This is a genomic window from Streptacidiphilus sp. PAMC 29251 (assembly GCF_054208735.2).
In genome coordinates, this window is sequence record NZ_CM135725.2 from 8,190,568 (window position 1) to 8,216,577 (window position 26,010).

At 67.3% G+C, this 26,010-nt stretch carries 14 protein-coding genes and 1 pseudogene; 7 read left to right on the plus strand and 8 right to left on the minus strand.

The genetic code is table 11. The annotated features are described in order from the left end of the window. Nucleotides 1-9: 9 nt before the first annotated feature. From ACXKR8_RS38855 to ACXKR8_RS38885, 7 genes and pseudogenes are all read right to left on the minus strand, one after another. Nucleotides 10-2,133 carry a ricin-type beta-trefoil lectin domain protein gene (locus ACXKR8_RS38855; protein WP_458269218.1) on the minus strand — a complete coding sequence of 708 codons (2,124 nt, stop codon included), beginning with the start codon at nucleotides 2,131-2,133 and terminating at the stop codon, nucleotides 10-12. 145 nt (nucleotides 2,134-2,278) lie between these two features. Next, nucleotides 2,279-3,655 (minus strand): chitinase, encoded by a 1,377-nt coding sequence (locus ACXKR8_RS38860; RefSeq protein WP_458269219.1) that lies wholly within the window; start codon nucleotides 3,653-3,655, stop codon nucleotides 2,279-2,281. Nucleotides 3,656-4,036: 381 nt separating this feature from the next. Beyond that, nucleotides 4,037-5,630 (minus strand): annotated as a pseudogene (locus ACXKR8_RS38865) (glycoside hydrolase family 27 protein). Nucleotides 5,631-5,708: 78 nt separating this feature from the next. After that, nucleotides 5,709-6,743: an IS3 family transposase gene (locus tag ACXKR8_RS38870; protein ID WP_458274906.1), complete on the minus strand. Its 1,035-nt coding sequence runs from the start codon at nucleotides 6,741-6,743 to the stop codon at nucleotides 5,709-5,711. Then, a complete protein-coding gene (locus tag ACXKR8_RS38875) occupies nucleotides 6,740-7,138 on the minus strand; it encodes a transposase (protein ID WP_458266979.1) in 399 nt (132 codons plus the stop codon). The genes ACXKR8_RS38870 and ACXKR8_RS38875 overlap by 4 nt, the downstream gene beginning before the upstream one ends. A gap of 179 nt (nucleotides 7,139-7,317) precedes the next feature. After that, nucleotides 7,318-8,043 (minus strand): class I SAM-dependent methyltransferase, encoded by a 726-nt coding sequence (locus tag ACXKR8_RS38880; protein WP_458269220.1) that lies wholly within the window; start codon nucleotides 8,041-8,043, stop codon nucleotides 7,318-7,320. Nucleotides 8,044-8,237: 194 nt separating this feature from the next. Next, nucleotides 8,238-10,619, minus strand: coding sequence for a ricin-type beta-trefoil lectin domain protein (locus ACXKR8_RS38885; protein ID WP_458269221.1), 2,382 nt, complete (start codon nucleotides 10,617-10,619; stop codon nucleotides 8,238-8,240). Nucleotides 10,620-12,394: 1,775 nt separating this feature from the next. On the opposite strand from ACXKR8_RS38885, the gene ACXKR8_RS38890 reads away from it, so the two are divergent. The 6 genes from ACXKR8_RS38890 (at nucleotide 12,395) to ACXKR8_RS38915 (ending at nucleotide 23,294) form a co-directional block, all read left to right on the plus strand. After that, on the plus strand, nucleotides 12,395-13,924 hold the full coding sequence (locus tag ACXKR8_RS38890) for a ricin-type beta-trefoil lectin domain protein (protein ID WP_462100015.1): 1,530 nt from the start codon (nucleotides 12,395-12,397) through the stop codon (nucleotides 13,922-13,924). 207 nt (nucleotides 13,925-14,131) lie between these two features. Then, nucleotides 14,132-15,466, plus strand: a complete 1,335-nt coding sequence (locus ACXKR8_RS38895) for a ricin-type beta-trefoil lectin domain protein (RefSeq protein WP_458269223.1) — start codon at nucleotides 14,132-14,134, stop codon at nucleotides 15,464-15,466. 347 nt (nucleotides 15,467-15,813) lie between these two features. Further along, on the plus strand, nucleotides 15,814-17,049 hold the full coding sequence (locus ACXKR8_RS38900) for a ricin-type beta-trefoil lectin domain protein (protein ID WP_462100016.1): 1,236 nt from the start codon (nucleotides 15,814-15,816) through the stop codon (nucleotides 17,047-17,049). A 79-nt stretch (nucleotides 17,050-17,128) separates the two neighbouring features. Further along, nucleotides 17,129-18,280 (plus strand): ricin-type beta-trefoil lectin domain protein, encoded by a 1,152-nt coding sequence (locus tag ACXKR8_RS38905; RefSeq protein WP_458269225.1) that lies wholly within the window; start codon nucleotides 17,129-17,131, stop codon nucleotides 18,278-18,280. Nucleotides 18,281-18,382: 102 nt separating this feature from the next. Then, complete coding sequence (locus ACXKR8_RS38910; RefSeq protein ID WP_458269226.1) at nucleotides 18,383-20,335, plus strand: RICIN domain-containing protein; 1,953 nt, start codon at nucleotides 18,383-18,385, stop codon at nucleotides 20,333-20,335. Nucleotides 20,336-20,528: 193 nt separating this feature from the next. Continuing rightward, nucleotides 20,529-23,294 carry an NPCBM/NEW2 domain-containing protein gene (locus ACXKR8_RS38915; RefSeq protein ID WP_458269227.1) on the plus strand — a complete coding sequence of 922 codons (2,766 nt, stop codon included), beginning with the start codon at nucleotides 20,529-20,531 and terminating at the stop codon, nucleotides 23,292-23,294. 832 nt (nucleotides 23,295-24,126) lie between these two features. Here the strand turns inward: ACXKR8_RS38915 and ACXKR8_RS38920 are convergent. Further along, nucleotides 24,127-25,077 carry a GlxA family transcriptional regulator gene (locus tag ACXKR8_RS38920; RefSeq protein ID WP_458269228.1) on the minus strand — a complete coding sequence of 317 codons (951 nt, stop codon included), beginning with the start codon at nucleotides 25,075-25,077 and terminating at the stop codon, nucleotides 24,127-24,129. A 71-nt stretch (nucleotides 25,078-25,148) separates the two neighbouring features. Here ACXKR8_RS38920 and ACXKR8_RS38925 point away from each other — a divergent pair, with 71 nt between their 5' ends. Beyond that, nucleotides 25,149-25,907 carry a DJ-1/PfpI family protein gene (locus ACXKR8_RS38925; RefSeq protein WP_458275204.1) on the plus strand — a complete coding sequence of 253 codons (759 nt, stop codon included), beginning with the start codon at nucleotides 25,149-25,151 and terminating at the stop codon, nucleotides 25,905-25,907. Nucleotides 25,908-26,010 lie beyond the last annotated feature (103 nt).

Genomic DNA, 26,010 nt, shown 5'->3' on the forward strand with positions numbered 1-26,010 from the left:
ACGAACGTCTCATTTGACTTGACACGTTCCGTTCTGGATGGGCACGCCCGCGTCGAAGTTGGAGTAGCTGCCCATGCCGTAGCCGGTGAAGCTGCTGACGCTGCTGGGCAGGTAGAACGCGGGGTAGCCGTTCTGGGTGGAGCTCGCCTTCCAGGAGGCCTGGTTCGGTACGTCGTAGGGGTTCTCGTTCTGGAAGAAGATGACCTTGCCGCCCTGGCCGTTCCAGACGGTCTCGTACTGCTGGTAGTGCTCGACGGCCAGGCCGTAGGCAGTGACATTGTTGCCGTTGACGGTCAGGCCCGTCGCGGCGGTGTCGGAGGTCCAGGAGCCGCTGCCCGTGCCGTGGTCGGCGCGCCAGGACCAGACGTCGTCGAGGATCGAGTTGTTGCTGTTGTCGATGAACGCGTCGGTCACTGAGCCGGCCGCGGCGCCGCCGACCCGCAGGAAGACGTCGTCGATGGTGACGGGGTCACTGGCGTGGCTGACGGTGGATCCCGCGGTGCCGATGGTGAGCAGAGTCGGGGAGTTGACGGTGCCGGCGTCCAGGATCAGGTCGGAGATGTTGACGCCGCTGACGTCGGCCACGTTGATGGTGGTCTGTCCGGCGGTGGGGATCAGCGTCGCGAAGCCGAGGCCGATGATCTTCGTGTCGGCCCTGGTGACGTTGATCGTCTGGTTGTAGGTGTAGACCCCGGGGGTGAACAGCAGGTTGTTGCCCGCTGCCAGGGCCGCGTTGATCTGTGCGATCGTGCTGGCGGAGTTGACGACGTAGAACGAGCTCAGCGGCAGTGAGCTGCCGGGGGTGTTCCCGTTCGCCCAGCTCGCTCCGCTGGTGTTGGTCTGCACCGACGGGACGAACACGTTGTAGTTGCCCGAGGTGTCGGAGTACAGGTACGGCTCTTCCTCGGTGACGGGTGAGGTGGGCAGGGTGGTGTAGGGCTGGGGTCCGCCGGCGCCCACCGGGGTCGTGCCGAAGCTCTGGGCCGGGGCGCCGGGGTCACCGGAGAACACCTGGTTCCAGACGCCGTTGCTCCAGCTGCCGATCTTCGTGTTGCGCACCAGGAACTGCTGCTGGGAGCCGTTCTGGACGGTGCCGTTGAGTTGCGAGTCGGCGATGAATCCGCCGCTGGACCAGCCGGGCGATCCGTCGCAGTAGTCCATCAGGGTGACGTTGCCGTTGATGTTGACCCGGCGCATCGGGGCGGCCTGGGAGACGGCCCAGACTTCTTCACCCGCGAAGCAGCCGGTCAGTCCGGTGACGTTGATCGTCAGGTTCTTGACCGAGCGCCAGAAGTTGTTGGTGGCGTAGCACTGGGTCTGGTCGCCGCCAGTGCACTGGTTCCAGGAGTCGATCGTTCCGTTGATCACGACCTGGCCCGGATTCTGCCCAAGGCCCTGGACGCTCTCGTAGTAGCCGATCTGGAAGTCCAGCGGGTTGGCGGCAGAGCCGTAGGTTCCCGGTTGGAACAGGATCTCGTAGCGCTGGGTGCCGAACTGGTTCGGGTTCTGCTGGGTGCCGATCGCGTTGAGTGTGCTGGCTATCGTGCTCACGGACATGCTCGGATTGATCACGATCACGTTCGGTCCCAGGGCGCCGCCGGTCGGCGGGGGCGTGGTGCCACCGGTGCCGGGTAGGGTCCAGGCTTGGTTGGCTCCGCCGTTGCAGTCCCAGATGTCGAGTTGGGTGCCGGGGGTGGTGCTGAAGCCGGGGTCGTCCAGGCAGCGTCCGCTGGCGGGGTTGACCAGGGAGTTGTTGGCGCCCTGCTGCCAGACCTGGTTGCCGCCGCCGTTGCAGTCCCACAGCTCGACCAGGGCGCCGTTGGCGGTGGAGCCGCCGGTGATGTCCAGGCACTTGCCGTTGATCTGCAGCGTGTTGTTGGCTCCGACGGTCCATTGCTGGGCGGGGGTGTTGTTGCAGGTGTACAGGTCGGCCTTGGTGCCGTTGGCGTTGCTGCCGGTGAAGTCGTCCAGGCACAGGCCCTGGTACCCGGTGACCGCCCCGGACGTGGCGGCCTCGGCGACCGTGGCCAGGGCGCCCACGGCGCCGAGGCCTGCGCTGACCAGGACCACGGCCCCTAGGAGCGCTCCGAGCCGGTGCCGCATTCTGCGGCGTGTTGTTCTTCCCCACTGCATGGTGACTTCCTTACTGTCGGTTCGGTCGGATTCAGCGCCAGGGGTGGTGCTGAACGATCAATGGGATACGGACCGGTCGCTCCCGGTCCCACTGTTTGCCGGCAAGCCCGCGCTCGGTCTCGGCTCTGGATTTCGCAGCGCCCAGCTACGGCATCGCGTGGACGAACGCACCCTCGTTCAGGGCGAACTGGTTGCCGTTCTTGGCGTCCCAGGCGGTCGACCAGGTCATCACGCCGCCGATCGACGGCCAGAGGGTGGTGGGCTTGTAGGTACCGCAGTTGGTGCCCTTGGCGATGCAGTTCAGAGCGTTCTCGACCACGCTCGGCGCGACATAGCCGCTGCCCGCCGCGCTGGACGAGGCCGGGACGCCGATGCCGACCTGGGCGGGCTTGAGCCCGGCCTGGATGGCGGTGCAGACCATCGAGGTGATGAAGTCCACGCTGCCCTGGCTGTAGACGCCGCCGTCGCAGCCGTTCATCGAACCCGAGTTGTAGTACTGGGTGTTGACGATCGTCAGCACATCCTTGACGGCTAGTGCGGTCGCCAGGTAGTCGGAGCTGGCGGTCAGCATGTCGATGGTCTGCGGGGCCATGGTGAGCACGAAGCCGGAGCCGGCTTTGCTCGCCAGGGAGTGCAGGGCCTGCGCCATGTAGGTCGGGTTGAGGCCGTTCTCCAGGTCGATGTCGACCCCGTCGAAGCCGTAGGTCTGCATCAGCGCGTAGGCGCTGTTGGCGAAGTTGGTCGCGGCGGCGGAGCTGGCGACGCTGATGGTGCCGTTCTGGCCGCCGACCGAGAGGACCACTTTCTTGCCTGCGGCGTGCTTGGCGGCGATGTCGGCCTTGAACTGGGCGTCGGTGTAGCCGCCGAGCTTGCTCTGCAGGGTCGGGTCGAGTGAGAAGGTTATCCCGCCGGTGCTGCTCGGGTCGGCGGTGGCGAAGGAGACCGCGATGATGTCGTACGCCGAGTTGACGTCACTGATCTTCTGGTCGGTGGCGCCGTTGTCGAAGTCCTGCCAGTAGCCGGTGACCAGGTGCTTCCCGTTGCCGGGTGGCGGGGGCGAGGTGGTACCGCCGGGCAGGGCCCATGCTTGGTTGGCTCCGCCGTTGCAGTCCCACAGGTCGAGCTGGGTGCCAGGGGTGGTGCTGAATCCGGGGTCGTCCAGGCACTTGCCTGACGCTGGGTTGACCAGGGAGTTGTTGGCGCCCTGCTGCCAGACCTGGTTGGCTCCGCCGTTGCAGTCCCACAGCTCGACCAGGGCGCCGTTGGCGGTGGAGCCGCCGGTGATGTCCAGGCACTTGCCGTTGATCTGCAGGGTGCCGTTACTGGCGATGGTCCACTGCTGGGCGGGGGTGCTGTTGCAGCCGTACAGGTCCGCTTTGGTGCCGTTGGCGTTGCTGCCGGTGAAGTCGTCCAGACACAGGCCCTGGTACCCGGTGACCGCCCCGGACGTGGCAGCCTCGGCGACCGTGGCCAGGGCGCCGACGGCCCCCAGACTGGTGGCGGCCAGTATCACAGTTCCCACCAGCGCACCCGAAGCGTGCCGGGCAGTGCGACGTATGCTGCTTGCTCCTTGCATGGCGATTCCTTGCCGTCGGTGTTTCTCGGATTCAGCACCATGGGCGGCGCTGACGATCAAGGTGGCAATGCCAGGTCCGCGGACGGGCTGGCAGGCGGAGCTGGCTGGCATCGCCTTTGCGTTTACGGGCTGCGCGTATCCGGTTGCGTTCGGCGGTTCAGGTGCGGGGTTGGTGGTCCCGCGTCATGCTGGTTGCGGGCTTCGGCCCTGTCGACGCGCTTCCTTGGGTGCCACTGGTGGGCATCGGCGGGCTGAGAATGTCCGTGCGGGCCAAGCGGTCGGTGGGCAGGGGCCCGTGTTCGTGGGACAGTCGTGTGCGCGTCCGGGTCAGCCCAGGCTCCATTGCTGGTTGGCGCCGCCGTTGCAAGCCCAGAGCTCCAGTGCGGTGCCGTCGGTGTCGGCGGCCGGTTTGTCGCCGCCGGTGACATCGAGGCAAAGGCCGGACTGGATGCCGGTGATGGTGCCGTCGGGGTTGAGCCGCCATTGCTGGTTGACGCCGCCGTTGCATCGCCAGAGTTCGACCTGGGTGCCAGGGGAGGCGTGGTTGGCGTACGCGTCCAGGCACCGGGTGTCGCCGTACAGGCGCAGTTCGTCGGTGGGGGACAGGGTGACAGCCTGGTTAGTGCCGTTGTTGCAATCCCAGATCTCGATCGCGGTGCCGGGGCGGTCGCGCCGCCCTTGGCGTCCAGGCATCGGTGGGAGAAGGGGTTGACTAGGGGATGGGTGGTGCCGGTACTGCTTCCGCTGCCGACAGCGACCCGGTACATCACGGTTCCGTGCGGTGCGACGACAGCGCTGATCGTTGCGGTGGTCGTGGAGATCTGTTTGGTCCAGGCATTGGTGAGCCGGTACGAGGGTGCGGTTGCCTGTCCCACGGCGGCCGCTGTGGTGGAGATCGTCGCTGAGTGGGTGTTCTCGTTGGTGAGGGTGACCGCGTGGTCGCCGTTCGCCAGGGGTTTGGTCATGACGAGCAGTCCCGCGGCCAAGGACACTACGGTCCCCTGCTTGCCGAGGGGGTCCTGGTCGACTGCGATCACGTCGGTGTTCTTGAGGATCGCCAGGGTCGCGGGGCGTGCGCTGCGGAGGTCGGTGCCGATAAGCAGGGGTGCTGCCATCTCGGACCACAGGGTGAACTGGGTGCGGTACTCGGTGTCGGTCATCCCCCGTTGCCGACCTCCAGCATGTCCGGGTCGTTCCACGCTCCGGGTCTGGCGTAGGCAGCCAGGGCCTGGTTCCGGTGCACTATGCTGATCATGCTAGACCAGGTGTCGTTTATGTCGTCTGTGGTGCGCCATGAGTTCGCCAGGGCGGGGGCCCAAGTCCAGGGCTGGTTCGTACCCCACTCGCAGACGCTGAGGAGGATGGGGCGGCCGGTGGCCTTGAGTGCGTTCGTCATGGCCTGGTAGCGGGTCCTGGCGTCGATGCCGTTGTTCCCGCAGTTGTCGTACTTGAGGTAGTCCACCCCCCAGGACGCCCACAGGTTCGCGTCCTGCTGCTCGTGTCCCAGGCCGCCGGGGAAGCCCGAGCTGTTGCAGGTCATGGTTCCTGCGGTGGAGTAGAGGCCGAATTTGAGGCCTTTGGAGTGGACGTAGTCGGCGAGGGCTTTGATGCCGTCGGGGAAGCGCGCCGGGTCGGCGACCAGGTTGCCGGCGGCGTCGCGCTGTGGCAGGGCCCAGCAGTCGTCGAGGTTGACGTACTGGTATCCGGCGTCCTTGAGGCCCTCGGAGACGAAGCGGTCAGCGATGCCCTTGACCATCGCCTCGTTGAACTGCGGGCCGCAGTGCGTGGAGTTCCAGTTGTTGAAGCCCATCTGCGGTGTCAGGGCGAGCGTGTGATCGACTGCGGCCGCGGCAGGCGCGGCGATGGTCCGGGCCACGGCAGCACCTGCGGGCAACGCTGGGGGCGCTGCTGCGACGGCGATACCTGCGGCGGTCAGGACCAGGGGAGTGAATACCACGGCCAGGCGGAACGTGTCAAGTCAAATGAGACGTTCGTACGGTTATGCGCTCTGTTGTGCTGATTCGGGTTCTCTGCGTTTGGCGGGGTCGTTGATCCACGCCTGATCGGGGATCTTGGGCGGGCGGGGGCGGCGGGCGAAGCGTTCGGGGTGGCGGGCGTATGCCTCGTTGAGCGTGACGGCGCGCTGGTCCTGGACTTGGCCGGCGGTGCCGAAGTGCACGGACGCAGGCGTGTGCAGCCCGATGCCCGAATGGCGATGCTCATGGTTGTAATAGGCAATGAATGAGTCGAACCACTCGCGTGCGTGGTTCAGGGAGTCGAACCGCGCCGGGTAGTCGGCCATGTACTTCGTGGTTTTGAACTGGCTTTCGCTGTACGGGTTGTCATTCGAGACCTTGGGGCGCGAGTGCGAGCGCGTCACGCCCAGATCGATGAGCAACTGCGAGACTTTCTTGCTGGTCATCGAGGTGCCGCGGTCCGCGTGCAGGTGCTCGGGGGCGATGCCGTTGCGTTCGACGGTCTCGCTGATCAACTCCTCGGCGCGCTCGGCCGATTCGGCCATCTCCACGGTGTAGCCGACGACGTAGCGGCTGAAGATGTCGATGATGACGTAGGCGTGGTACCAGATGCCCTTGTCTGGTCCGGCCAGTTTGGTGATGTCCCAACTGAAGACCTGCGAGGGGGCGGTGGCCACGAGTTCGGGGATGGACTTGGCGGCGTGGGTGGCCTGGCGGCGGCGCTCGCCGGTCTGGCCCTGGGCCTCCAGGATCCGGTACATCGTGCGCACTGAGCAGTAGTAGCGGCCCTCGTCCAGTTCGCGCGCCCAGATCTGGGCAGGTGCCAGTTCGGCATAGGCCGGGCTGTTCATCAGTGCCAGGATCCGCGCGCGCTCCGCCGGAGCCAGAGCTGAGGGCGGCGAGGGGCGCGGAGCGCGCTCGCGCGGCGGGGGCGGGTTGAGCCGACGGTAGTGCGTGGCCCGTGAGCGACCGGTCAGCCGGCAGGCCGCAGTGGTGTTCAACTCCCGCTCCAGCGACTGGAAGAGCTCGTCGGCGACCTGCTCGGCCTCGGCTTTCAGCCCGCACTCTTGGAGAGCAGTTCCAAGAGTGCGGAAGCTTTTCCCAGCAGCTCCAGGGCGGCGTCCTTCTGCGCCAGCTCCCGTTCCACGACGGCCAGCCTCTTGCGCAGCCGCTCGGCCTCGGCTGCTTCGGCGGGCCTCTTGGGGCGTGCGGGCGAGGTCCGCCGGTCGGCGAGCGTGGCCATCGCTCCGGCGTCTCGCGCGGCCCGCCACTCGATGATGTGCGAGTGGTACAACCGCTCGCGGCGCAGGACCGCGCCCTTCTCCCCGCTGGGGGCGGCATCGTACTCAGCGACGATCCGCAGCTTGTATTCCGCCGTGAACGTGCGCCGCTTCGGCCGCGGGGCCGGGTCGGGCTCGGGGGCTGTGCGTGAGGTGGTGGTATTGGAAGCCATGCCGGGAATCTCCTGTCTCGCCCATCCAGACTAACCCGGACGAACCGGACGTCTCAGTCGAGACTGTCAGAGAGGGAGGCGGTGCCGCAGGTTCTTCACTTCGGTGGCCGTCCTAGGCTCCGGCGGCCTGGGGGCATCGGAGGTAGCTCCTGGAGGTAGCGGATCCCGGCTGGAAGGGTTCACCGCGGTGTCCCGTCCGGCGCAAGGCCTGCCGGCTTGCGTGCCCGGAGCAGGAGTGAGACGCCGGGCAGTGCGTGCACTGGCAGGTAGCGCTCGGCGGCGATCACGGTGCTGAGGACTCGGTTGGTGAGCGGGTGGAGGTCCTCCAGGTCGCTGCCGGTGCTTGTCCTGCGCCGCCAGGCGGCGACCGGCCGTAGCAGGACGTTCCAGCTGTGCAGTGTCTCGATGGTGAATCCGCTTGCCTGCACCACCTGCTGCAGGGTGTGTCGTTCGTAGCGGCGGACATGGTCGACGGCGACGTCGTGAGCCGACCACAGCCTCATGTCGCAGGGAACTGCGATCAGGACGGTCCCGCCGGGGCGCACCACGCGATGCATCTCCGCCATGGCTTGTCCGTCCTCGACGATGTGTTCAAGGATGTCGAACGCGACCACGAGATCGACGGTGCGGTCGGCGATCGGCAGTTGGCGGGCGTCTGCGCGGATCACGGTCAGGCCGCGGTCCCGTGCGACCTCGGCGCCCTCGGTTCCGTATTCGACGGCTATGGCCTTCCAGCCATGGGAGCGCAGGACCTGGGTGTTGCCGCCTCCTGCCGCGCCGATGTCCAGGGCGATGCCGTGTGTCTGCAGTTGGTCCAGTTCGCGGGCGAGGAGTGCTCGGCGTTCGCGGTACCACCAGTGACGGCCCTCCAGCTGTGTCAGCTTGCGGACTTCCGTGCCTTCCATGCGTTCCCCGGGATGTCGTTGTCGGTGGCTACGGGCGTGGCGGTTCGGCCGGCCGCTGGTGCATGTGTCGAACGAGGCTGTGCGGTCGCGGGTGGACGCTTTGGTGACGGCGTCCACCCGCGAGCGTCCCGTGAGCCGGGCTGCAGCCGAGGCTGTGGCGGGAGCCGGTGACGATCTCTTGTGTGGCGGGCGGCTCAGGTTGTCGCGGGCAGCGTCCATTGCTGGTTGCTGCCGGAGTTGCAGTCCCAGATGTCGACCTTGGTGCCGTTGGTGGTGCTGAAGCCGGGGTCGTCCAGGCAGCGTCCACTGCTCGGGTTGACCAGCGCCCCGTTCTGGGCCTGCCACTGCTGGTTGGCTCCGCCGTTGCAGGTCCACAGGCCCACCAGGGTTCCGTTGGCGGTGCCAGCGCCGGTGACGTCGAGGCAGAGGCCGTTGACCTGCAGCGTTCCGCCGGTGGCGGTCCACTGTGAGCTGGAGCCGGTGCAGTCCCAGATGTTGGCGACGGCACCCGCGGTGCTGGAGGCGCCGAAGTCGTCCAGGCACTTGCCGGCGATGCCGGAGGTGATCTGTCCCTTGGGTGTGGGGGCGGTACCGGTGCCTGGGGTGACGGAGAAGTTGTCGAACTGGTCGGTCCGGTAGCCCTGGATGCCCAGGCCTGCCTGACCGCTCTGGAAGGAGGTGTCGGTGACGGTGCTGATGGTGGTGCCGTCGACGGCGGCGCTGATGGTGGAGTCCTGGAATGTGAACGAGAGGTTGTGCCACTTGTTGGTGCCCAGCGCGGTGGTGGTTCCGGTGGCGATGGTGTGGTTGGAGCCGTCGGTGTACATCTTCTCGACCCACCACTGCCCGGTGTCCCTGATCCGGAAGTAGTAGGCGTTCATGTGTGACTGTGGGCGCGACTGGGTGCCGGCCCGGCCCAGGAGCTCGGTGGTGCCGGACGCGCTGAGAAGGGCGTTGGCGCTGACGGTGTAGTTGGACCAGGTGGGGTCGCCGGCCAGGGTGTAGGCGTCGGAGTCGTCCTGCCACTCGATGGGCTTGACGGGAGCCATCTGCTGCAGGCACTGGCCGGAGCGGCCGGCGGCGCAGGGCTGGACTTCGTAGGAGCCCTGCATGTCGGAGAAGTACTTCGCCTCGGTGCCGCTGGCGTCGGCGTCGAAGGTGTCGGAGTAGGGCAGCGCGAGGGCATGGGCGGCCGGGGCGGTGGCGGTGCCCTTGCCCTGGCCGGTGGTGGTGGTGACGGTGTAGACGTAGCCCGGCTGCATGGTCAGCGAGTAGGCGCCATTGCTGGGGGTGATGTCCTGGGTGTGGACGAAGCTGGTGGCCGCGCTCGGATTGTTGACGTTGGTGGCCCACACGTGCACGGTGCCGGTGGACAGGCCGCCCTTGACGGTGAAGTTGGCCGTCTGGGCCGAACCCGCGGTGGTGGTCTCCAGGATGGTGGAGTAGTCAGAATTGGTGTTCGACTTCACCGTGACGTAGGTGCCGTTGGACTCGGCGCCGCCCAGGTACCCGGAGGCGGAGTCGATGAACTTCCAGCCCGGCTGGGTGAACTGGGTGACCTGGGCGGTGGCCCAGGTGCTGGCGCCGATGGTGTAGTTGCCGGACCAGGGTGACCCGGCGGTGGCAAGGCCGACGGTGCTGTAGGGCAGGTTGGGGGTGATCGCGGCGATCAGGGGCCAGTTGAAGTAGCTGGTCATCTTCGCGTCGATGTAGCCGCGGGTAATGGCCCTGATCAGGGCCGGGGCCCCGGTGTTCATGTCCTGGGATCCGTTCTCGCTGTCCCACAGCGGCTTGCCGTTGGCCTGCGCGACCGCGGTGCTGGAGCAGGAGTCGGCGTTGCCACCGTCACCGCCGTTGCAGGAGTAGTGCGCCCCGATGATCGAGACCGCGTTGTTGAACGCGGCGTTCGACTTCATGTCGTCCGCCGTGCTCCAACCGCTGTCGTCGGCCACGATCTGCACACCGGAATAGCCGGCCGCGTTCAGCGACGAGCGCAGCTGGATGTACCAGTTGACGTCGTGGCCGCGCTCGTTCCAGCCGCCTAGGTACTTGACGTTGATGTTGTGCGACTTGGCGCAGCCGAGCCAGGAGATCAGGTAGTTGATGGTGTCGGTGGACCAGAAACCGTTGTTGATCCACCCCGGAGCGGCCCAGGCCAGGCCGTAGAACCCGATGTTGGGGTTGCGCTGCTGCGCCTGCTGGGCGAGCCAGAACTCGTAGCCGGCGTTGCAGTTGATTGCCCCGCGGCTGTGCTCGATGGAGGGCTCGGAGCCGTCGGTGGAGTTGGCGTCGCCGCCGATCTCCAGCTTGAGCAGTTGCAGGTTAGCCCCGTAACCGGGCTTGAACATGTAGTCCAGGATCTGGGACTGCTGGGCGGCCGGGTAGTCCGTCAGCAGGCGCGAGTTGCCGCCGCCGCCACTGATCGCACCGATGCCGTCGAAGGTACGTCCGCCTTGGCTTCCATCCACGGTGATCGACGTGGACGAGGCGGCTTGGGCTGGTCCGACACTCACTGCCAGGAGCGCGGCGAGCAGCGCCAGGACCCAAAGCGGGGCAAGTCGTTTGATGAGCTGCATAGTTGACACCTTCCAGGGGCAAGTTGGCGCACAGTGTGGCTTCGTGTTCGTTGTCGGGTCAATGTCCTGGACAAAGAAACATAAGTGCACAAGAACGAAGGTTTGCCGGCCTGCCCGCCGTCGGATGGTGCTGGATCAACCTGCTGCGCTGGTGGAGCCCCGTGTGGGGCGAGGGTTCACGGACCCCGGGGCTACCGGACTCGCGTGCTGCACGGGTGATCGACAGTGAGGATCAGCGGTGCCGCCGAGAGCTGCCAGGGGCGTTCCCGCCGGCCCTGCCTTGGGGTCCGGAATGACTTCATGTGTGCCCGAGCCTGCGTGCATCCGCCGCCGACACGCCCAAGGGCGTCGAAATCGGTTCTTCGCCTGGCCAGTTGCAGCCGCACATCGTCTGCTGTCGGGTGGGTCTCGCTAATTCCATGCAGGACTCCAGGGGATGCGGTGTTGCGCCCAGGCAAATTGAGAGCGCTCTCAGAAAATAAGGATCTGCCGGGAACGCGTCAATGGTCTGGACCAGAGAAGTGATTTTTGCATCCCATGGGCGCGAAGTTGCATCAGATCCTTGAGATCTGTCATCCACTGGCCTCGGGGCCCGCGGCGGGGCGACATGCCTGGCAGTTGCGGCCTTTGACGGCCGCAGGAGGGGCCGGGGCGTGTAGAGGTCAGCGGGGGATGGGCAGTTCGGTAGACGCCAGCCCTGCTGGCGCCGGCTAGGCGCTTGGGCCCAGGCGACACTGGGGGCTCGTGCGGCCACGGCGTCACTGCCCCCTGTCGGATGCAGGCGAAGGTCCCTGGATTCGCCTGCTCCGTCAGCGTTGTGTCGACCTGCAGTCCCTGTCGCGGCCTGCATCCTGGGACTGCGTCATGTCGGGCTCCGCCTCGCTGATGCTCGCCCGCGCGGCTGGCCCGGTGGCCCCGGGGGGTGAACCTGTGCCGGAGCTAAAGGCAGGATGACGCCTCGGTTCCCACGGGCCGGGCAGCGGCAGCGTTCCCTCGCCCCCCAGTGGCGCAGGGGCATGGACGGAGAACCCCGCCCCTCGCAGGCCGGAGGCCTGGGGTCCTCGCCTCAACTGATCAGGCCATGGTCGCGGCGCGCACGCGATGTTTGATTTTGTGTCAACTAATTTGCTTCTCAGTCCCATTGACAGAAGAACCAACATGAGTGCTCAATGTGCATTGGCGTCCACCCCACCCCCACGGTGTCCCTGGAGGCTGAACGACCACGCCCCTTCATGGCATGACCATGACGAGTCTGCGCGCGGTGCCGCTTCCATGCCGTCGTGCAACCCCCACCACCAGCCGTCTTGCCCCGCTGATCGACCACCGTAGTACGGCGTTCAGCGGGCAGTGAAGGAGAAGAACCATGCACACTGATCGGCGCGGAGCGGCAATCCGCTACCCGTCGCCCGTGACCCGCGCATCCTGCAGGTCGCCCCACCTTCCCGTGGCCTGATCAGGCCACCGGTCCGGCCTGCTGCTGCCGTCTGACCATGGGGGCGGATCACTGCCCGCCTCACCTGCCTGCCCGCAGATGAGGGGGCGGCCGCGTCCTGCCACGTCACCGGCGACGTCGACGTGCCACGAGGCCGCTTCCCGGCCCGCCGCGGACTGCCTCGAACTATGGCAGCACGCCGAGACTATGCACGCCCCGTTCCCCTTCCCCAGCGGCACCCCCATGCCCTGGGGCGACTCCCCGATTGGGTAGAACCATGAGAGCTCTCTCACGATGGGCTGTGGCATTTGCCGCTGCCATCGGACTCGCCGCGGCGATACCGATGGCAGCCCAGGCCACCACCGTCCCATCCACCACCACGAGCCATGTCACGACCAAGGCCGCGTGTTCCAAGCCGCTGCACCCTGGCGGCCCGGTCTGCTACTCGCTGATACGCACGGACGTCAAAGCCCTGCACGCCGATGCCCTCGCGCCGAACGCCACCCCCTCCGGCTACGGTCCGGCGGACCTGCAGAGCGCCTACAACCTCACCTCCGCCTCGGCATCGGCCGGAGCAGGGGCGACGGTTGCTGTCGTGGAGAACGCGGACGACCCGAACCTGGAAGCAGACCTCGGGACGTACCGCTCCCAGTTCGGCCTGCCCGCGTGCACCACCGGCAACGGGTGCTTCCGCAAGGTCAACCAGAGTGGCCAGCAGAGCAACTACCCGCCGGGCGACACCGGGTGGGGCACCGAGGCGTCACTTGACATCGACATGGTCTCCGCGATCTGCCCCCTGTGCCACATCCTGGTGGTCGAGGCCGGTGACCTGGGCGCCGCCCAGAACACCGCGGTCTCGCTGGGCGCGCACTTCATCTCCAACAGCTGGGGCACCGGCGACAACGCCGGCGACGCGGGCAACGACGGGGACTTCAACCACGCCGGGGTGGTCGACGTCGCCAGCTCCGGCGACGACGGCTACGGGGTGGGCTACCCCGCCTCCTCACGCTACGTCGTCGCCGCCGGCGGCACGACCTTGAACCGCAGCTCATCCGCGCGCGGATGGTCGGAGACCGCATGGTCCGGCTCGGGCGCGGGCTGCTCGTCCTGGGCGGCCAAGCCGTCCTGGCAGACGGACACCGGCTGCGCCAACCGCACGGTGGCCGACGTCTCGGCCGTGGCCGACCCCGGTACCGGGGTCGCCGTCTACGACACCTACGGAGCGGGCGGCTGGTTCCCCGTCGGCGGCACCAGTGCCTCCTCGCCGATCATCGCCTCCGTGTACGCCCTGGCCGGAGCCCCGGCGACGAACGCCGCTTCGGTGCTCTACGCCCACCGCTCGGGACTGAACGACATCACCTCCGGATCCGACGGCTCCTGCAACCCCTCCTACCTGTGCACGGCCACCACCGGATACGACGGGCCGACCGGACTGGGCACCCCCAACGGCCTCAGCGCCTTCACCGGAACCGGCACCCCCGGCGGCGGCAGCACGACCGGCGCGGTCAAGTCCGGTATCGCGGGCAAGTGCCTGGACGACTTCGCCGGCAGCAATGCCAACGGCACCAAGGCGGACCTGTACGACTGCAACGGCACCCCGGCCCAGTCGTGGACCTCGAACGGCAGCACGCTGCAGATCAACGGCAAGTGCCTGGACGTCACCGGCGGCTCCACCGCCAACGGCGCGCTGGTGGAGCTGTGGGACTGCAACGGCGGCGGGAACCAGGTCTGGCAGCGGGGAGCCAACAACTCCCTGGTCAACCCGGCCTCCGGCAAGTGCCTGGACGACCCCGGCTTCAGCACCACCAACGGCACCCAGCTCGACCTGTGGGACTGCAACGGCGGCAGCAACCAGCAGTGGAACCTGCCCTAACACCACCCCACCCCACCCCACCTGCGGGGCCCGCTGAAAGACCCCAATAGACCTTCGAAGCAAGGCACCTCTCTCTGCCCCGTTTGAGAGCGCTTCCAAAATCCACGTCTGGCCTACCAGCGGGCTCTGCACCCCCCGATGTGTGCATAAAGCAAGGAGAAGTGAGTGTTCACCAGACACAGACGGACATCGCGCGGTCGTCGTGGGTTGATCGCCCTCGCGGTTGTGGCGGCGACGTTCGGCGTTGCCGGCAGTGCCACCGCGGCGACCGCCCACCCAGCCTCCCAGACGGTGACCCTGGCCGCCAGACCGGCCGCTGTTCCGGGGCCGCCGGCGGGGTTCACGACGACGTGGAGCGACGACTTCAACGGCGGCGCCAACGCCGGCCTGAACACCGGGACGTGGAAGTACGACACCGGACCGGGCAGCAGCTTCGGTACCGGTGAGATCGAGACGATGACCAACAGCACGTCCAACGTCTACACCGACGGTAACGGCAACCTGGTCCTCAAGGCGCTGCACTCCGGCAGCGACCCCGGCTCCGGCTGGACGTCCGGGCGGGTGGAGACACAGGCGGCGACATTCGGCGCACCGGCCGGCGGGGTCGTCGAGATGCAGGCCTCCATCCAGCAGCCCAACCTCAACACCTCCAACGGCGCCGGGTACTGGCCCGCGTTCTGGATGCTTGGCTCCACGCTGCGCACCGGGACCGCGTGGCCGGGCTCCGGTGAGGTGGACATCCTGGAGGACATCAACAGTCGCAGCTCGGTCTTCGGGACGCTGCACTGCGGGGTCAACCCCGGTGGACCCTGCAACGAGAGCACCGGCATCGGCAGCGGCGAGCACGCGTGCGGGGGCTGCCAGACCGGCTACCACACCTACGCCGTGCAGATCGACCGCTCGGTGGCGCCCGAGCAGATCCGCTGGTACCTGGACGGCACCAACTACTTCACCGTCAACGCCAACCAAGTGGACGCCACCACATGGGCGAACGCGGTGGACCACCCCTTCTTCATCATCTTCGACCTGGCTATGGGCGGCGGCTTCCCCAACGCCTTCGGCGGAGGCCCCAATGGGTCCACCGTCTCCGGCGGCCAGATGAACATCGACTACGTCGCGGTCTACAACAAAGCCCCCGGCGGGGGCGGCGGCGGAGGAGGCTCCGCGGGCCCGGTGACGTCGGGGATCGGCGGCAAGTGCCTGGACGACTTCGCCGGCAGCAATGCCAACGGCACCAAGGCGGACCTGTACGACTGCAACGGCACCCCGGCCCAGTCGTGGACCTCGAACGGCAGCACGCTGCAGATCAACGGCAAGTGCCTGGACGTCACCGGCGGCTCCACCGCCAACGGCGCGCTGGTGGAGCTGTGGGACTGCAACGGCGGCGGGAACCAGGTCTGGCAGCGGGGAGCCAACAACTCCCTGGTCAACCCGGCCTCCGGCAAGTGCCTGGACGACCCCGGCTTCAGCACCACCAACGGCACCCAGCTCGACCTGTGGGACTGCAACGGCGGCAGCAACCAGCAGTGGAACCTGCCCTAACACCGCACCACCCCACCGAGGGCAGGGATCTTCCCGTTCCTGCCCCCGGTGGGGGCAACTCCCGGCACAAGCCAGAGAGCACTTTTTGAGCGCGGCCCTGATGTCGTGCTGTTCGCCGCAGCGCGGCTGCAAGGCGGTCGTATCCCGTTTAGCTTTCAAGGAGTCATGGCATGGCTATAGGTTCGAGAGCCGTTTCTGTTCTGTCCGCGCTCGGGGTGCTCGCAGCAGCTGGTGCCGCTGCGATAGGAGTCTCCTCCCCGGCTTTCGCCTCCTCGCCGAACCCGTGGCCTGCGCATGTCTTCGCCCCATTTGCGGACACATGGTCGGGCAATCTGACGCTCAGCAATGTGGCCAGCAGCTACGGAACGAAGTTCTTCACTATCGCGTTCGCCGACGGCGCGAACTGTCAGTGGTCGATCGGGCAGCAGGCGAGCCTGCAGTCTCAGATCGACAGCCTGCGTGCCCAGGGCGGCGATGTCTCGCTGTCCTTCGGCGGCTACGGATCCGACAGCGCGCTGACCGAGCTCGGCGACGCCTGCTCCACCCCGCTGGCCGCCGCAGCACAGATCGAGTCCGCGGTCACCACCTTCAACCTGTCCCACATCGACTTCGACATTGAGTCGAACTCGCTGACCAACGCGGCCGGGATCGACCGCAGGGATAAGGCCCTGGCCCAGGTCCGCAGCTGGGCCGCGACCAACGGCCGCGCACTGTCGATCTCGCTGACCATCCCGGCCAACCCCAACGGCCTGAGCCAGGACGGGGTCAACCTGCTCAACAACGCCCGCTCCAACGGCTTCACACCGGACATCGTCAACATCATGACCATGGACTACGCCACCTCCGGGACCGAGATGGGCAATGCCTCCAACCAGGCCCTGGACGCGACCGCGGGCCAGGTCGCCAGCGCCTTCGGCATCTCCACGGCGGCGGCCTACGCCAAGCTCGGCAATACCCCGATGATCGGCCAGAACGACAGCGCCGGAGAGGTCTTCACCCTGGCCGACGCAGCCAACGTGGAGTCCTACGACGCGTCCAAGGGTATCGCGCTGCTGTCCTACTGGTCCCAGAACCGGGACAACGGCGGCTGCGCGGGCGCGACCGCCGCCTCGGGCACCTGCAGCGGGGTCAGCCAGAACACCCGGGACTTCGCCCGCAAGTTCCAGCCCTTCACCAGCGGAGCCAGCACAGGCGGCGGAGGTTCTGCCAGTGCGGTGAAGTCCGGTGTGGCCGGCAAGTGCCTGGACGACTTCGCGGGCAGCAGCGCGAACGGTACCAAGGCCGATCTGTACGACTGCAACGGGACACCCGCGCAGGCGTGGACGTGGAGCGGCAGCACGCTACAGATCAACGGCAAGTGCCTGGACGTCACCGGCGGCTCCACCGCCAACGGCGCCCCGGTCGAGCTGTGGGACTGCAACGGCGGCGGCAACCAGGTCTGGCAGCAGGGTGCCAACAACTCCCTGATCAACCCCGCCTCCGGCAAGTGCCTGGACGACCCCGGCTTCAGCACCACCAACGGTACCCAACTCGACCTGTGGACCTGCAACAGCGGCACTAACCAGCAATGGCTCAAGAGCTGAGCACGGATCCACTCGGCCGCGCAGGCCGTGGCCGACTCGAGCGACACTCCACCCCACCCACGAAAGGCCAAGGTCGGTTGTGAAGAAATCATCGGCAATCCCCGTACTCGCAGTAGCGGCCGCGTTCGGGATCGCCGGGGCAGCCACGGCACCGGCCCAGGCCGCCCCCACCCCCGCCAGGGCCGCCGTCCCGGCCGCAACCGCCAGCTCCCTGCGGCTGGAACCGTTGGGAGACTCCATCACCTACGGCTACCAGAGCAGCACCGGCAACGGCTACCGCGGCCCGCTGTGGAACGAACTGGCAGCTGAGGGCCATCAACTGGACTTCGTGGGCTCGGTCAAGGGCGGCACGATGTCGGACCCCGACAACGAGGGGCACTCAGGCTGGCGGATCGACCAGATCGCCGCCATCACCGACTCCTCCTTGGCCACCTACAAGCCAAACGTGATCACGCTGATGATCGGCACCAACGACCTAGGGCAGAACTACCAGGTCTCCACCGCACCGGCCCGGCTCAGCGCGCTGGTCGATCAGATCGTGCGGGACGACCCGAGCGCAACCGTCCTGGTCGCGAACCTGATCGTGTCGACCAACACCGTGGTCGCCCCTGCCGAACCGGCGTACAACGCGACGATCCCGACCATGGTCGCGGCCAAGCAGGCGGCCGGCAAGCACGTCGCGTTCGTCGACATGAGCGCCCTGACCACGGCCGACCTGTACGACGCCCTGCACCCCAACGACGGCGGCTACCAGAAGATGGCCGACGCCTGGAACAAGGGCATCCAAGCAGCCGATGCCGCCGGATGGATCACTCCACCCGTCGCCAACGGCAGCCCCACTCCGGGTACCAGCAGCGCCTTCGCCTCCGGCATCGCGGGCAAGTGCCTGGACGACTTCGGCGGCAGTAGCGCCAACGGCACCAAGGTCGACTTGTACGGCTGCAACCGCACCACAGCCCAGACATGGGCCCCTTACTCGGACGGCACGTTGCGAACAGGCGGCAAGTGCCTGGACGTCACGGGCGGCTCGACCGCGGACGGCGCGCTGGTGGAGCTGTGGGACTGCAACGGCGGCGGCAACCAGGTCTGGCAGCAGGGCGCCAACAACAGCCTGATCAATCCGGCCTCCGGGAAGTGCCTGGACGACCCCGGCTTCAACGCCACCGACGGCACCCAGCTCGACCTGTGGGACTGCAACGGCGGCAGCAACCAGCAGTGGACCGCCGCGTAGGCACCCTGCACCGACCCCTGCCCGGGCGGTGGCTCCCGCAACGCAGCCGCCCGGGCCGGACCCAATCACCCACCCGCACATGACCGGAAGGGCTCCTCGAGTATGAAACGACTGAAATACGTCGCGGCCGGAACCGCGACGCTGGCGCTGGCGGCCGGGAGCTTCCTCCTGGCACCCGCCGCGCACGCCGCCGCCCTGCCCTCGGCGGACACCGTCTACCAGGCCTGGAACAACAGCTTCCTGTACCAGGGCAACGGCGACACGTACTACACCAGCCAGCTCAAGAGCAAAGGCACCACCCGGGCGGGGATGTGGATCGCGGCCCTGGACATCCAGGTCGCCCAGGACGTCTACGAGCGCACTCACGCACCCGCGGACCGCCAGCGGGTCAACGACCTGGTCAACACCTACCTGAAGTACGAGGGCACGGACTGGGAGTCCTGGGACGGCTGGAACGACGACATCGCCTGGGACGACACCACCGTCCTGCGCGGCTACCAGGAGACCGGCAACGCCGCCTGGCTGACCATCGCCGAGGACCAGTTCAACAAGACCTACAACCGGGGCTGGTCCGGTGACGGCGGCGGCGGGATCTGGGAGAACGACACCGACTACAGCAAGTGCTCGCTGAGCAACAACCCCATGGTCAGCATCGCCGCGACGCTCTACCAGATCACCGGCGACGGCGTCTACCTGACCAAGGCCGAGGCGATCTACGCCTGGGCGCGCGGCAACCTGGTTAACACCACCACCGGGGTGGTCAACGAGTGCATCGCCTTCCCCAACGGGAAGAGCGGCAGCACAGTTCTGCAGGCGTCGGACAACGCCTACAACGCCGGGTCGTTCATTGAGGCTGCTGACAACCTCTACCGGATCACCGGCAACAGCCAGTACCACGACGACGCGCAGCGCACTGCGGACCACTTCCTGAACACGGTCCCGATCGTGGCGAACAACCAGACCGCCGGCAGTTCCTACCAGTACTGGCTCTTCAAGGGCATCAGCGACTTCTGCACCGACGCCAACCTGTGCAGCCGCTACAACGCCTACATGCAGTCCAACGCAGCCCAGGCCTGGAGCGAGCGCGACGGCAACAACCTCACCTGGAACGACTGGACCAAGCCCACCAACGACCCCAACCCCGACGCCTTCGAGATGAACGGCATGGTCGGCCTGTTCCAGGTCCTGCCGACGACCGCGGCCTCACCGTTCTCGGGAGCCTACGAGATCCAGAACGCCACCAGTGGCCTGTCGCTGGGTGTGCAGGGCGACTCCACCGCCAACTCCGCGGCGATCGTCCAGGGCGCCGACACCGGTGACACCAGCGCCTCCTGGTCGTTCGTCCAGGAGAGCAACGGCTACTACGAGATCAAGAACTCCCGCAGCGGACAACTGCTGAATGTCAGCGCGGCCTCCGGTGCGCTGGGCGCCAAGATCGTCCAGTGGCCGGCCGGCGGCCTGATCCCGGGCAACGACCAGTGGAAGCCGGTCCACAACGCGGATGGCACATGGTCCTTCTACAACCGCAACAGCGATCTCGCCCTCGACAACCCCGGCGGGAGCACAGCTGCGGGCACGCAGTACGAGCAGTGGGCGCCGAACGACGGCGGCAACCAGAAGTTCACCTTGACCTCACGCACCGGAGGGGGAGCGCCTGCCCCCTCTGGCGGTACCGGGCCGGTCAGGTCCGGGGTCGCCGGCAAGTGCCTGGACCTGACCGGAGGCAACGCGACCAATGGCACCAAGGTCGAGCTGTGGTCGTGCAACGGGACGGGCGGACAGTCCTGGACAGCCGGTACTGACGGGACCCTGCGAACCTCGGGCAAGTGCCTGGACGCCACCGGAACCGGCACCGCCAACGGCACCCTGACCGAGATCTGGGACTGCAACGGCGGCGCCAACCAGCAGTGGCAGCCCTACAACGGCGGCTATCGCAACCCCGCCTCAGGGCGCTGCCTGGACGACCCCGGCGCCACCGCCACCGACGGTACCCAGCTGGAACTCTACGACTGCAACGGCACCACCGCCCAGATCTGGTCCCTGCCCGGCGCCTGACGTCCAGGCGGACCCAACAAGCAGCTGCCCGGCCCGGGCCGTGGGGGTCTCTGGGCCGGGCAGCTTCCCCATGTGTTGGATTGTGGACTCTTTTGTTCGAAGTATTGACCGGATCTGAACATGAAGAGACGCTAAGCGCCGTCCTCCTCTAGTGAAGGGTGCAACGATGCCACGAGTACGCAGACTCATCCCCTTGTGGACACTGGCGCTGCTGGCAGCGCTGCTGGCAAGCGGCACCACCACCGCCCATGCCGCTCCCCAGAAGCCGGCTGACGCAACGACCAGCACAGCGATCACGGTCGACGGCGGGCAGAGCGGTCGCACCTTCGACGGTATCGGCGCCATCAGCGGCGGCGGAGGCAACTCACGCCTGCTGACCGACTACCCCGCCGCCCAGCAGAAGCAGATCCTGGACTACATGTTCAAGCCCGGTTACGGGGCCAACCTGCAGCTGCTGAAGCTGGAGATCGGCGGGGACGCCAACTCCACCGACGGCTCCGAACCCTCCATCGAGCACACCAAGGGCACCGTCAACTGCAACGCCGGCTACGAGTTCTGGCTCGCCGAACAGGCCAAGGCCCGCAACCCCGACATCGGCCTGTACGGGCTGGCCTGGGCCGCACCCGGTTGGATCAACGGCGGCTTCTGGTCCACCGACACCATCAACTACCTCATCTCCTGGCTGGGCTGCGCCAAGACCCACGGCCTGAACATCACATACCTCGGCGGCTGGAACGAGCGAGGCCACGACGACGCCTGGTACGTCCAGCTGCGCACCGCCCTGGACGCGGCCGGCTACTCCGCCGTGCAGCTCGTGGCCGACGACAGCGGCTGGGACGTGGCCGACGACATGGCCAAGGACCCCGCGTTCAACAAGGCCGTGTCCATCATCGGCGCGCACTACCCCTGCGGCGGCGACGGCGGCAGCGCCGACAGCTGCTCCAGCACCGCCGCCGCACAGGCCAACGGCAAGCCGCTGTGGGCCAGTGAGAACGGCTCGCAGGACATGAACACCGGCGCCCCGGCCCTGATCCGCTCCATCACACGCGGCTATGTCGACGCCAAGATGACCAGCTACTTCAACTGGCCGCTGATCGCCGCGATCTACCCCAACCTGCCCTACGCCACGGTGGGCCTGGCGACCGCAGGGTCGCCGTGGTCGGGGAACTACAGCATCGGCGAGAACACCTGGGCCACCGCCCAGGTCACCCAGTTCGCCCAGCCCGGATGGAAGTTCATCGACTCCGGCTCCGGATACCTGGGCGGATCGGAGTCCAACGGCAGCTACGTGACCCTGAAGTCACCCAACGGCACCGACTACTCCACTGTCCTTGAGGCCACCACCGCCACCACCGCCCAGACCGCCACCTTCTCGGTCAAGGGCGGCCTGTCCACCGGCACGGTCCACGTCTGGGCCACCGACGTGAACAACCCCGACCCCGCCACGGACTTCATCCACACCCAGGACATCACCCCCACCGCCGGCACCTACTCCCTGACCCTGCAGCCCGGCTACGTCTACACGGTGACCACCACCACCGGCCAGGGCAAGGGAACCGCCACCGCACCGGCCGCCCACGCCCTGGCGCTGCCCTACTCCGACAACTTCAACAAGGACGCGGCCGGCACCGAGGCCAAGTATGTCTCCGACATGCAGGGATCGTTCGAGGTGCAGAAGTGCGCCGCAGGCCGCTCGGGGATGTGTCTGCAGCAGATGGCCGCCGTCAAGCCGATCGAGTGGCAGGACGACAGTGACGCGTTCACCCTGGTCGGCGACCCGACCTGGACGAACTACTCGATGCAGGCAGATGTCGAGCTGACCAAGCCCGGCACGGTCGACCTGATCGGCCGCGCGGGTACCCAGACCCGGCCGCAGTCGCACCAGCAGGGCTACTACTTCCAGATCAGCGACACCGGAGCCTGGACGATCTTCAAGAGCGACTCGGGCGGTGTCCGCACCGTGCTGGCCAGGTCCTCCACGACCGCCCTGGGCACAGGCACCTGGCACAAGCTGAAGCTGTCGTTCGACGGATCGCTGATCACCGCGTCGGTCGACGGCAAGGACGTCGGCGTGGTCAACGACAGCAGCTACACCGCGGGGCAGGGCGGACTCGGCCTGACCTCGTACGTCACCGACCAGTTCGACAACCTCTCCTTCGCCCGCACCACCAAGCAAGCCCCTGCCGTGTCGCTCACCGCCGCGCCGTCTACCCCGACGGTCCAGCTCGGCGTGACCGTCACCGTGACCACCACCGTCACCGTCCCCTCCCGTGCCAAGGCCGCGGAGGGCGTCAACGTCACCCTCACGGCACCCGGGTTCACCTTCGACCCGCAGGCGCAGGTCTTCGGTGAGATCAAGCCCGGCCACAGCGCCACCGCGACCTGGCAACTCACCGCCCCCACCGACAAGGCGGCCAAGACCACCCTCAGCGCCTTCGCCACCTTCGCCGAAGGCGGCGTCGCGCACTGGCTCCGCCAGGACTCCCAGCTGGCAGCGGTCTACCCGCCCCCGCCGTCCGGTGTCAACAACGTCAGCGACCTGCAGTTCATCTCAGCGACCAACGGCTGGGGCCCGGTCGAGCGGGACGAGTCAGTCGGCGGCTCCAACGCCGGCGACGGCACACCACTGACCATCAACGGCACCGTCTACGCCAAGGGCCTGGGCACCAACTCGATCAGTGACGTCACCATCTACCTCGGCGGCAACTGCTCGAAGTTCACCTCCACCGTCGGTGACGACGCCGACGCCGGCGGCAACGGCACCATGACCTTCAGCGTCCTGGGCGACGGCAAGACCCTGACCGCTACCGGCACGGTCAAGGGCGGCGACCCCGCCCAACAGCTCACCGCCGACCTCACCGGTGTGCAGATGCTCGACCTGGTAGTCGGCGACGCCGGAGACGGCAACGCCTACGACCACGGCGACTGGGCCACACCCACCCTCACCTGCACCAGCTGAACACCACCACAGTCACGCCGGGCCCGGCCGCAGACCGTGCGGCCGGGCCCGGTCACTTCCGCTCGCATCCCTAGGGCGCCGGATCCCCGTGCACCGCTTTCGCATCGGTGCCGCGATTTCGGAGTTCCTGCGTGACGGCCGATCCGTCACTGCGCCCGGTGAGGGTGTTGGACTGCGTGTCATGCGGCCGCACCCGGTCGAGGTCAGGTACACATGCGAAAGCACATTGTGCAGTAGAGGCCTCAGACATGGACCAGCCCTTACCCACGCAGACGACCCTTGCCCTGTCCGGTGTCCCGGGCAGTACCGCAGCCGCGCGCCACCACACGCAGGCCTTCCTAAAGCAGTTGCGCCCACCCCTACCCACGCCCCTGATGCAGGATGCCGTACTGGTCGTCAGTGAGCTTGTCGCCAATGCGATCCGTCACGCACCCGGCCCCTGCACCCTGCATCTGCTGCGCGGGACGAACAGTTGGTGATTACGGTCACCGACAGCAGTCCCGACGTGCCGGTTGCGCGCACCCCCAATCTGGAGAGCCCAACGGGTGGCTTCGGGCTGTACCTCCTGGGCCACGTGGCCGCCCACACCGCGGTTCGCACCGGTCGGAACAGCAAGAAAATCACCGTCACCCTGAGCTCAGACCCCTCCTGACGGGCTTCAGGCGGGTTGTCCCGATGGATGCAGGCCCCGACAAGCCCACGTCACCGTGGGAAACAGGGGCGGCCACATGAGCGTGAGGCGATCGGCAACCCGCGGGCTGATCGCGCGCACATCCACTCCGCAGCGCCAGCTGACAGAAGCGATCTGATGTGTCCCGATCGGAGGCACGGCTCAAGGGGGGCCGAACGTGCGCCGGTAGGCGGTCGGGCTGGTACCGGTTGCTTTGCTGAACCGGGCGCGAAAGTTGGCGGCGCTGCCGAAACCGGCTCGTCGAGCTACCTCGTCGATGCCGCTGTCACCGGATTCGAGCAACTGCTTGGCCAGGTCGATCCGTGCAGTCAGCAGCCACTGAGTTGGCGACACTCCGGCCTCTTCGACGAAGCGTCGGGCGAACGTCCGCTCCGAAAGGGCAGCGTGCTCGGCCAGTCTGCGGACCGGCAGTGACTCGCCCAGGTGGTGCAGCGCCCATTCCCGGGTGCGGGCCAGCGATTGCCCGGATGTGTGCGGTACGGATTGCTTGATGTACTGGCTCTGGCCGCCGATGCGGTGTGGGGCGGCGACGGCGAGTCTGGCCGCGGTGTTTGCGGCAGCCGCGCCGTAGTCACGGCGTACGACGTGCAGGCAGAGGTCGAGTCCGGCGGACGCGCCGGCGGAGGTGAGGATCTGACCGTGGTCCAGGTAGAGCACGTCGGGGTCCACGGTGACAGCAGGGTGGCTGCGGGCCAGGCGCTCCGCCGTCCGCCAGTGCGTGGTGACGGTCAGTCCGTCCAGAAGTCCGGCCTCGGCCAGGGCGAAGACGCCGGAGCAGATGGACACTATCCGCACACCGGCCCTGTGGACCCGGCGCAGCGCCAGCAGGGCGGACGCCGGAACCGGTCGGTCCAGGTCGTACCCCGGCACGACGAGAGTGTCGGCCCGAGCCAGTTGGCTCAGTCCGCGATCGATGCTCAGCGAGAAGCCGTCCACGCTCGGCACCGCTCCCGGTTCGGGTGCGCACAAGGTGATGCGGTAGCGGTCGGGTAGCGAGCCGAAGACGAGCAGCGGAACGCCGAGGTCGAAGGTCACGACGCCGTCCAAGACCAGAACCGCGATGTTGGTGACGGGGTGAGCTAGAGACGGCATGGCAGGAAAGTAGCAGATATTGTCAAAACTGCCACTCGATTGAAGGTTCAACAATTGTTAGCGTGAGCGGCATGGACAAAGAGGGAACAACCGAGAATGAGCGTCCGCTCGAAGTCGCCATGCTTCTCTTCGGAGGCCACACTGCGCTTGACTTCGTTGGTCCGCACATGGCCTTCGCAGCCGCGGGCATGAGGATCCACCTCGTCTCTGCCACGCTTGATCCGGTCGTGGCCGACACCGGGATCGCCGTAGTGCCCACAACGACGTATGACGAGTGCCCCACCCAGGTGGACATCTTGTTCGTGCCCGGTGGAAATGTGGAGCAGGTGATGCGCGACAGCAGGGCTCTGGCCTTCCTGGTCGACCGTGGTGCGGCTGCTTCGTACGTCACCTCCGTCTGCACCGGATCCCTCGTCCTAGCTGCGGCCGGCTTGCTGGACGGCTACCGCGCAGCGACACACTGGTCCACTCGCTTGCATCTGGAACGGCTGGGTGTCGAGGTATCGGCAGAGCGCGTGTGCATCGACCGGAACCGTTTCTCCGGCGGTGGCGTGACAGCCGGAATCGACTTCGGCCTGACGATCGTCGCCCACGTCCTGGGCGAAGAGGCGGCGAAATTCTCCCAGCTGGCCATGGAATACGACCCGCGACCGCCGTTCGACGCCGGTTCTCCGGACGGGGCAGGGACTGAAGCGGTGGCGCTGTTCAACCAGTTCATCGCACGGGCCGACGCGAGGCTCGCGAACGCGGTGTCCGATGTGCTCGCACACCGAGCCGTGCCGGGCGTCCTTCCCATCGAACCCTACGGCGGGAGGATGGGAAGGGCGTAGCTAGTGCGGTGGCCGGGGAGGTTTGCCGGGTTGCGGCGTCCGGTGCGGTGCCTCGCAAGGCGGAGGGTCGGCCCTGTACTGGATGTACTGGGCCGTGCCCGAC

What these genes read in the sequence shown, in the direction of transcription:
- ACXKR8_RS38885 (WP_458269221.1), bottom strand. Translation starts at nt 10,619, where the DNA reads ATGCAGCTCATCAAACGACTTGCCCCGCTTTGGGTCCTGGCGCTGCTC.
- ACXKR8_RS38910 (WP_458269226.1), top strand. Translation starts at nt 18,383, where the DNA reads ATGAAACGACTGAAATACGTCGCGGCCGGAACCGCGACGCTGGCGCTG.
- ACXKR8_RS38920 (WP_458269228.1), bottom strand. Translation starts at nt 25,077, where the DNA reads ATGCCGTCTCTAGCTCACCCCGTCACCAACATCGCGGTTCTGGTCTTG.
- ACXKR8_RS38890 (WP_462100015.1), top strand. Translation starts at nt 12,395, where the DNA reads ATGGCAGCCCAGGCCACCACCGTCCCATCCACCACCACGAGCCATGTC.
- ACXKR8_RS38855 (WP_458269218.1), bottom strand. Translation starts at nt 2,133, where the DNA reads ATGCAGTGGGGAAGAACAACACGCCGCAGAATGCGGCACCGGCTCGGA.
- ACXKR8_RS38875 (WP_458266979.1), bottom strand. Translation starts at nt 7,138, where the DNA reads ATGGCTTCCAATACCACCACCTCACGCACAGCCCCCGAGCCCGACCCG.
- ACXKR8_RS38925 (WP_458275204.1), top strand. Translation starts at nt 25,149, where the DNA reads ATGGACAAAGAGGGAACAACCGAGAATGAGCGTCCGCTCGAAGTCGCC.
- ACXKR8_RS38880 (WP_458269220.1), bottom strand. Translation starts at nt 8,043, where the DNA reads ATGGAAGGCACGGAAGTCCGCAAGCTGACACAGCTGGAGGGCCGTCAC.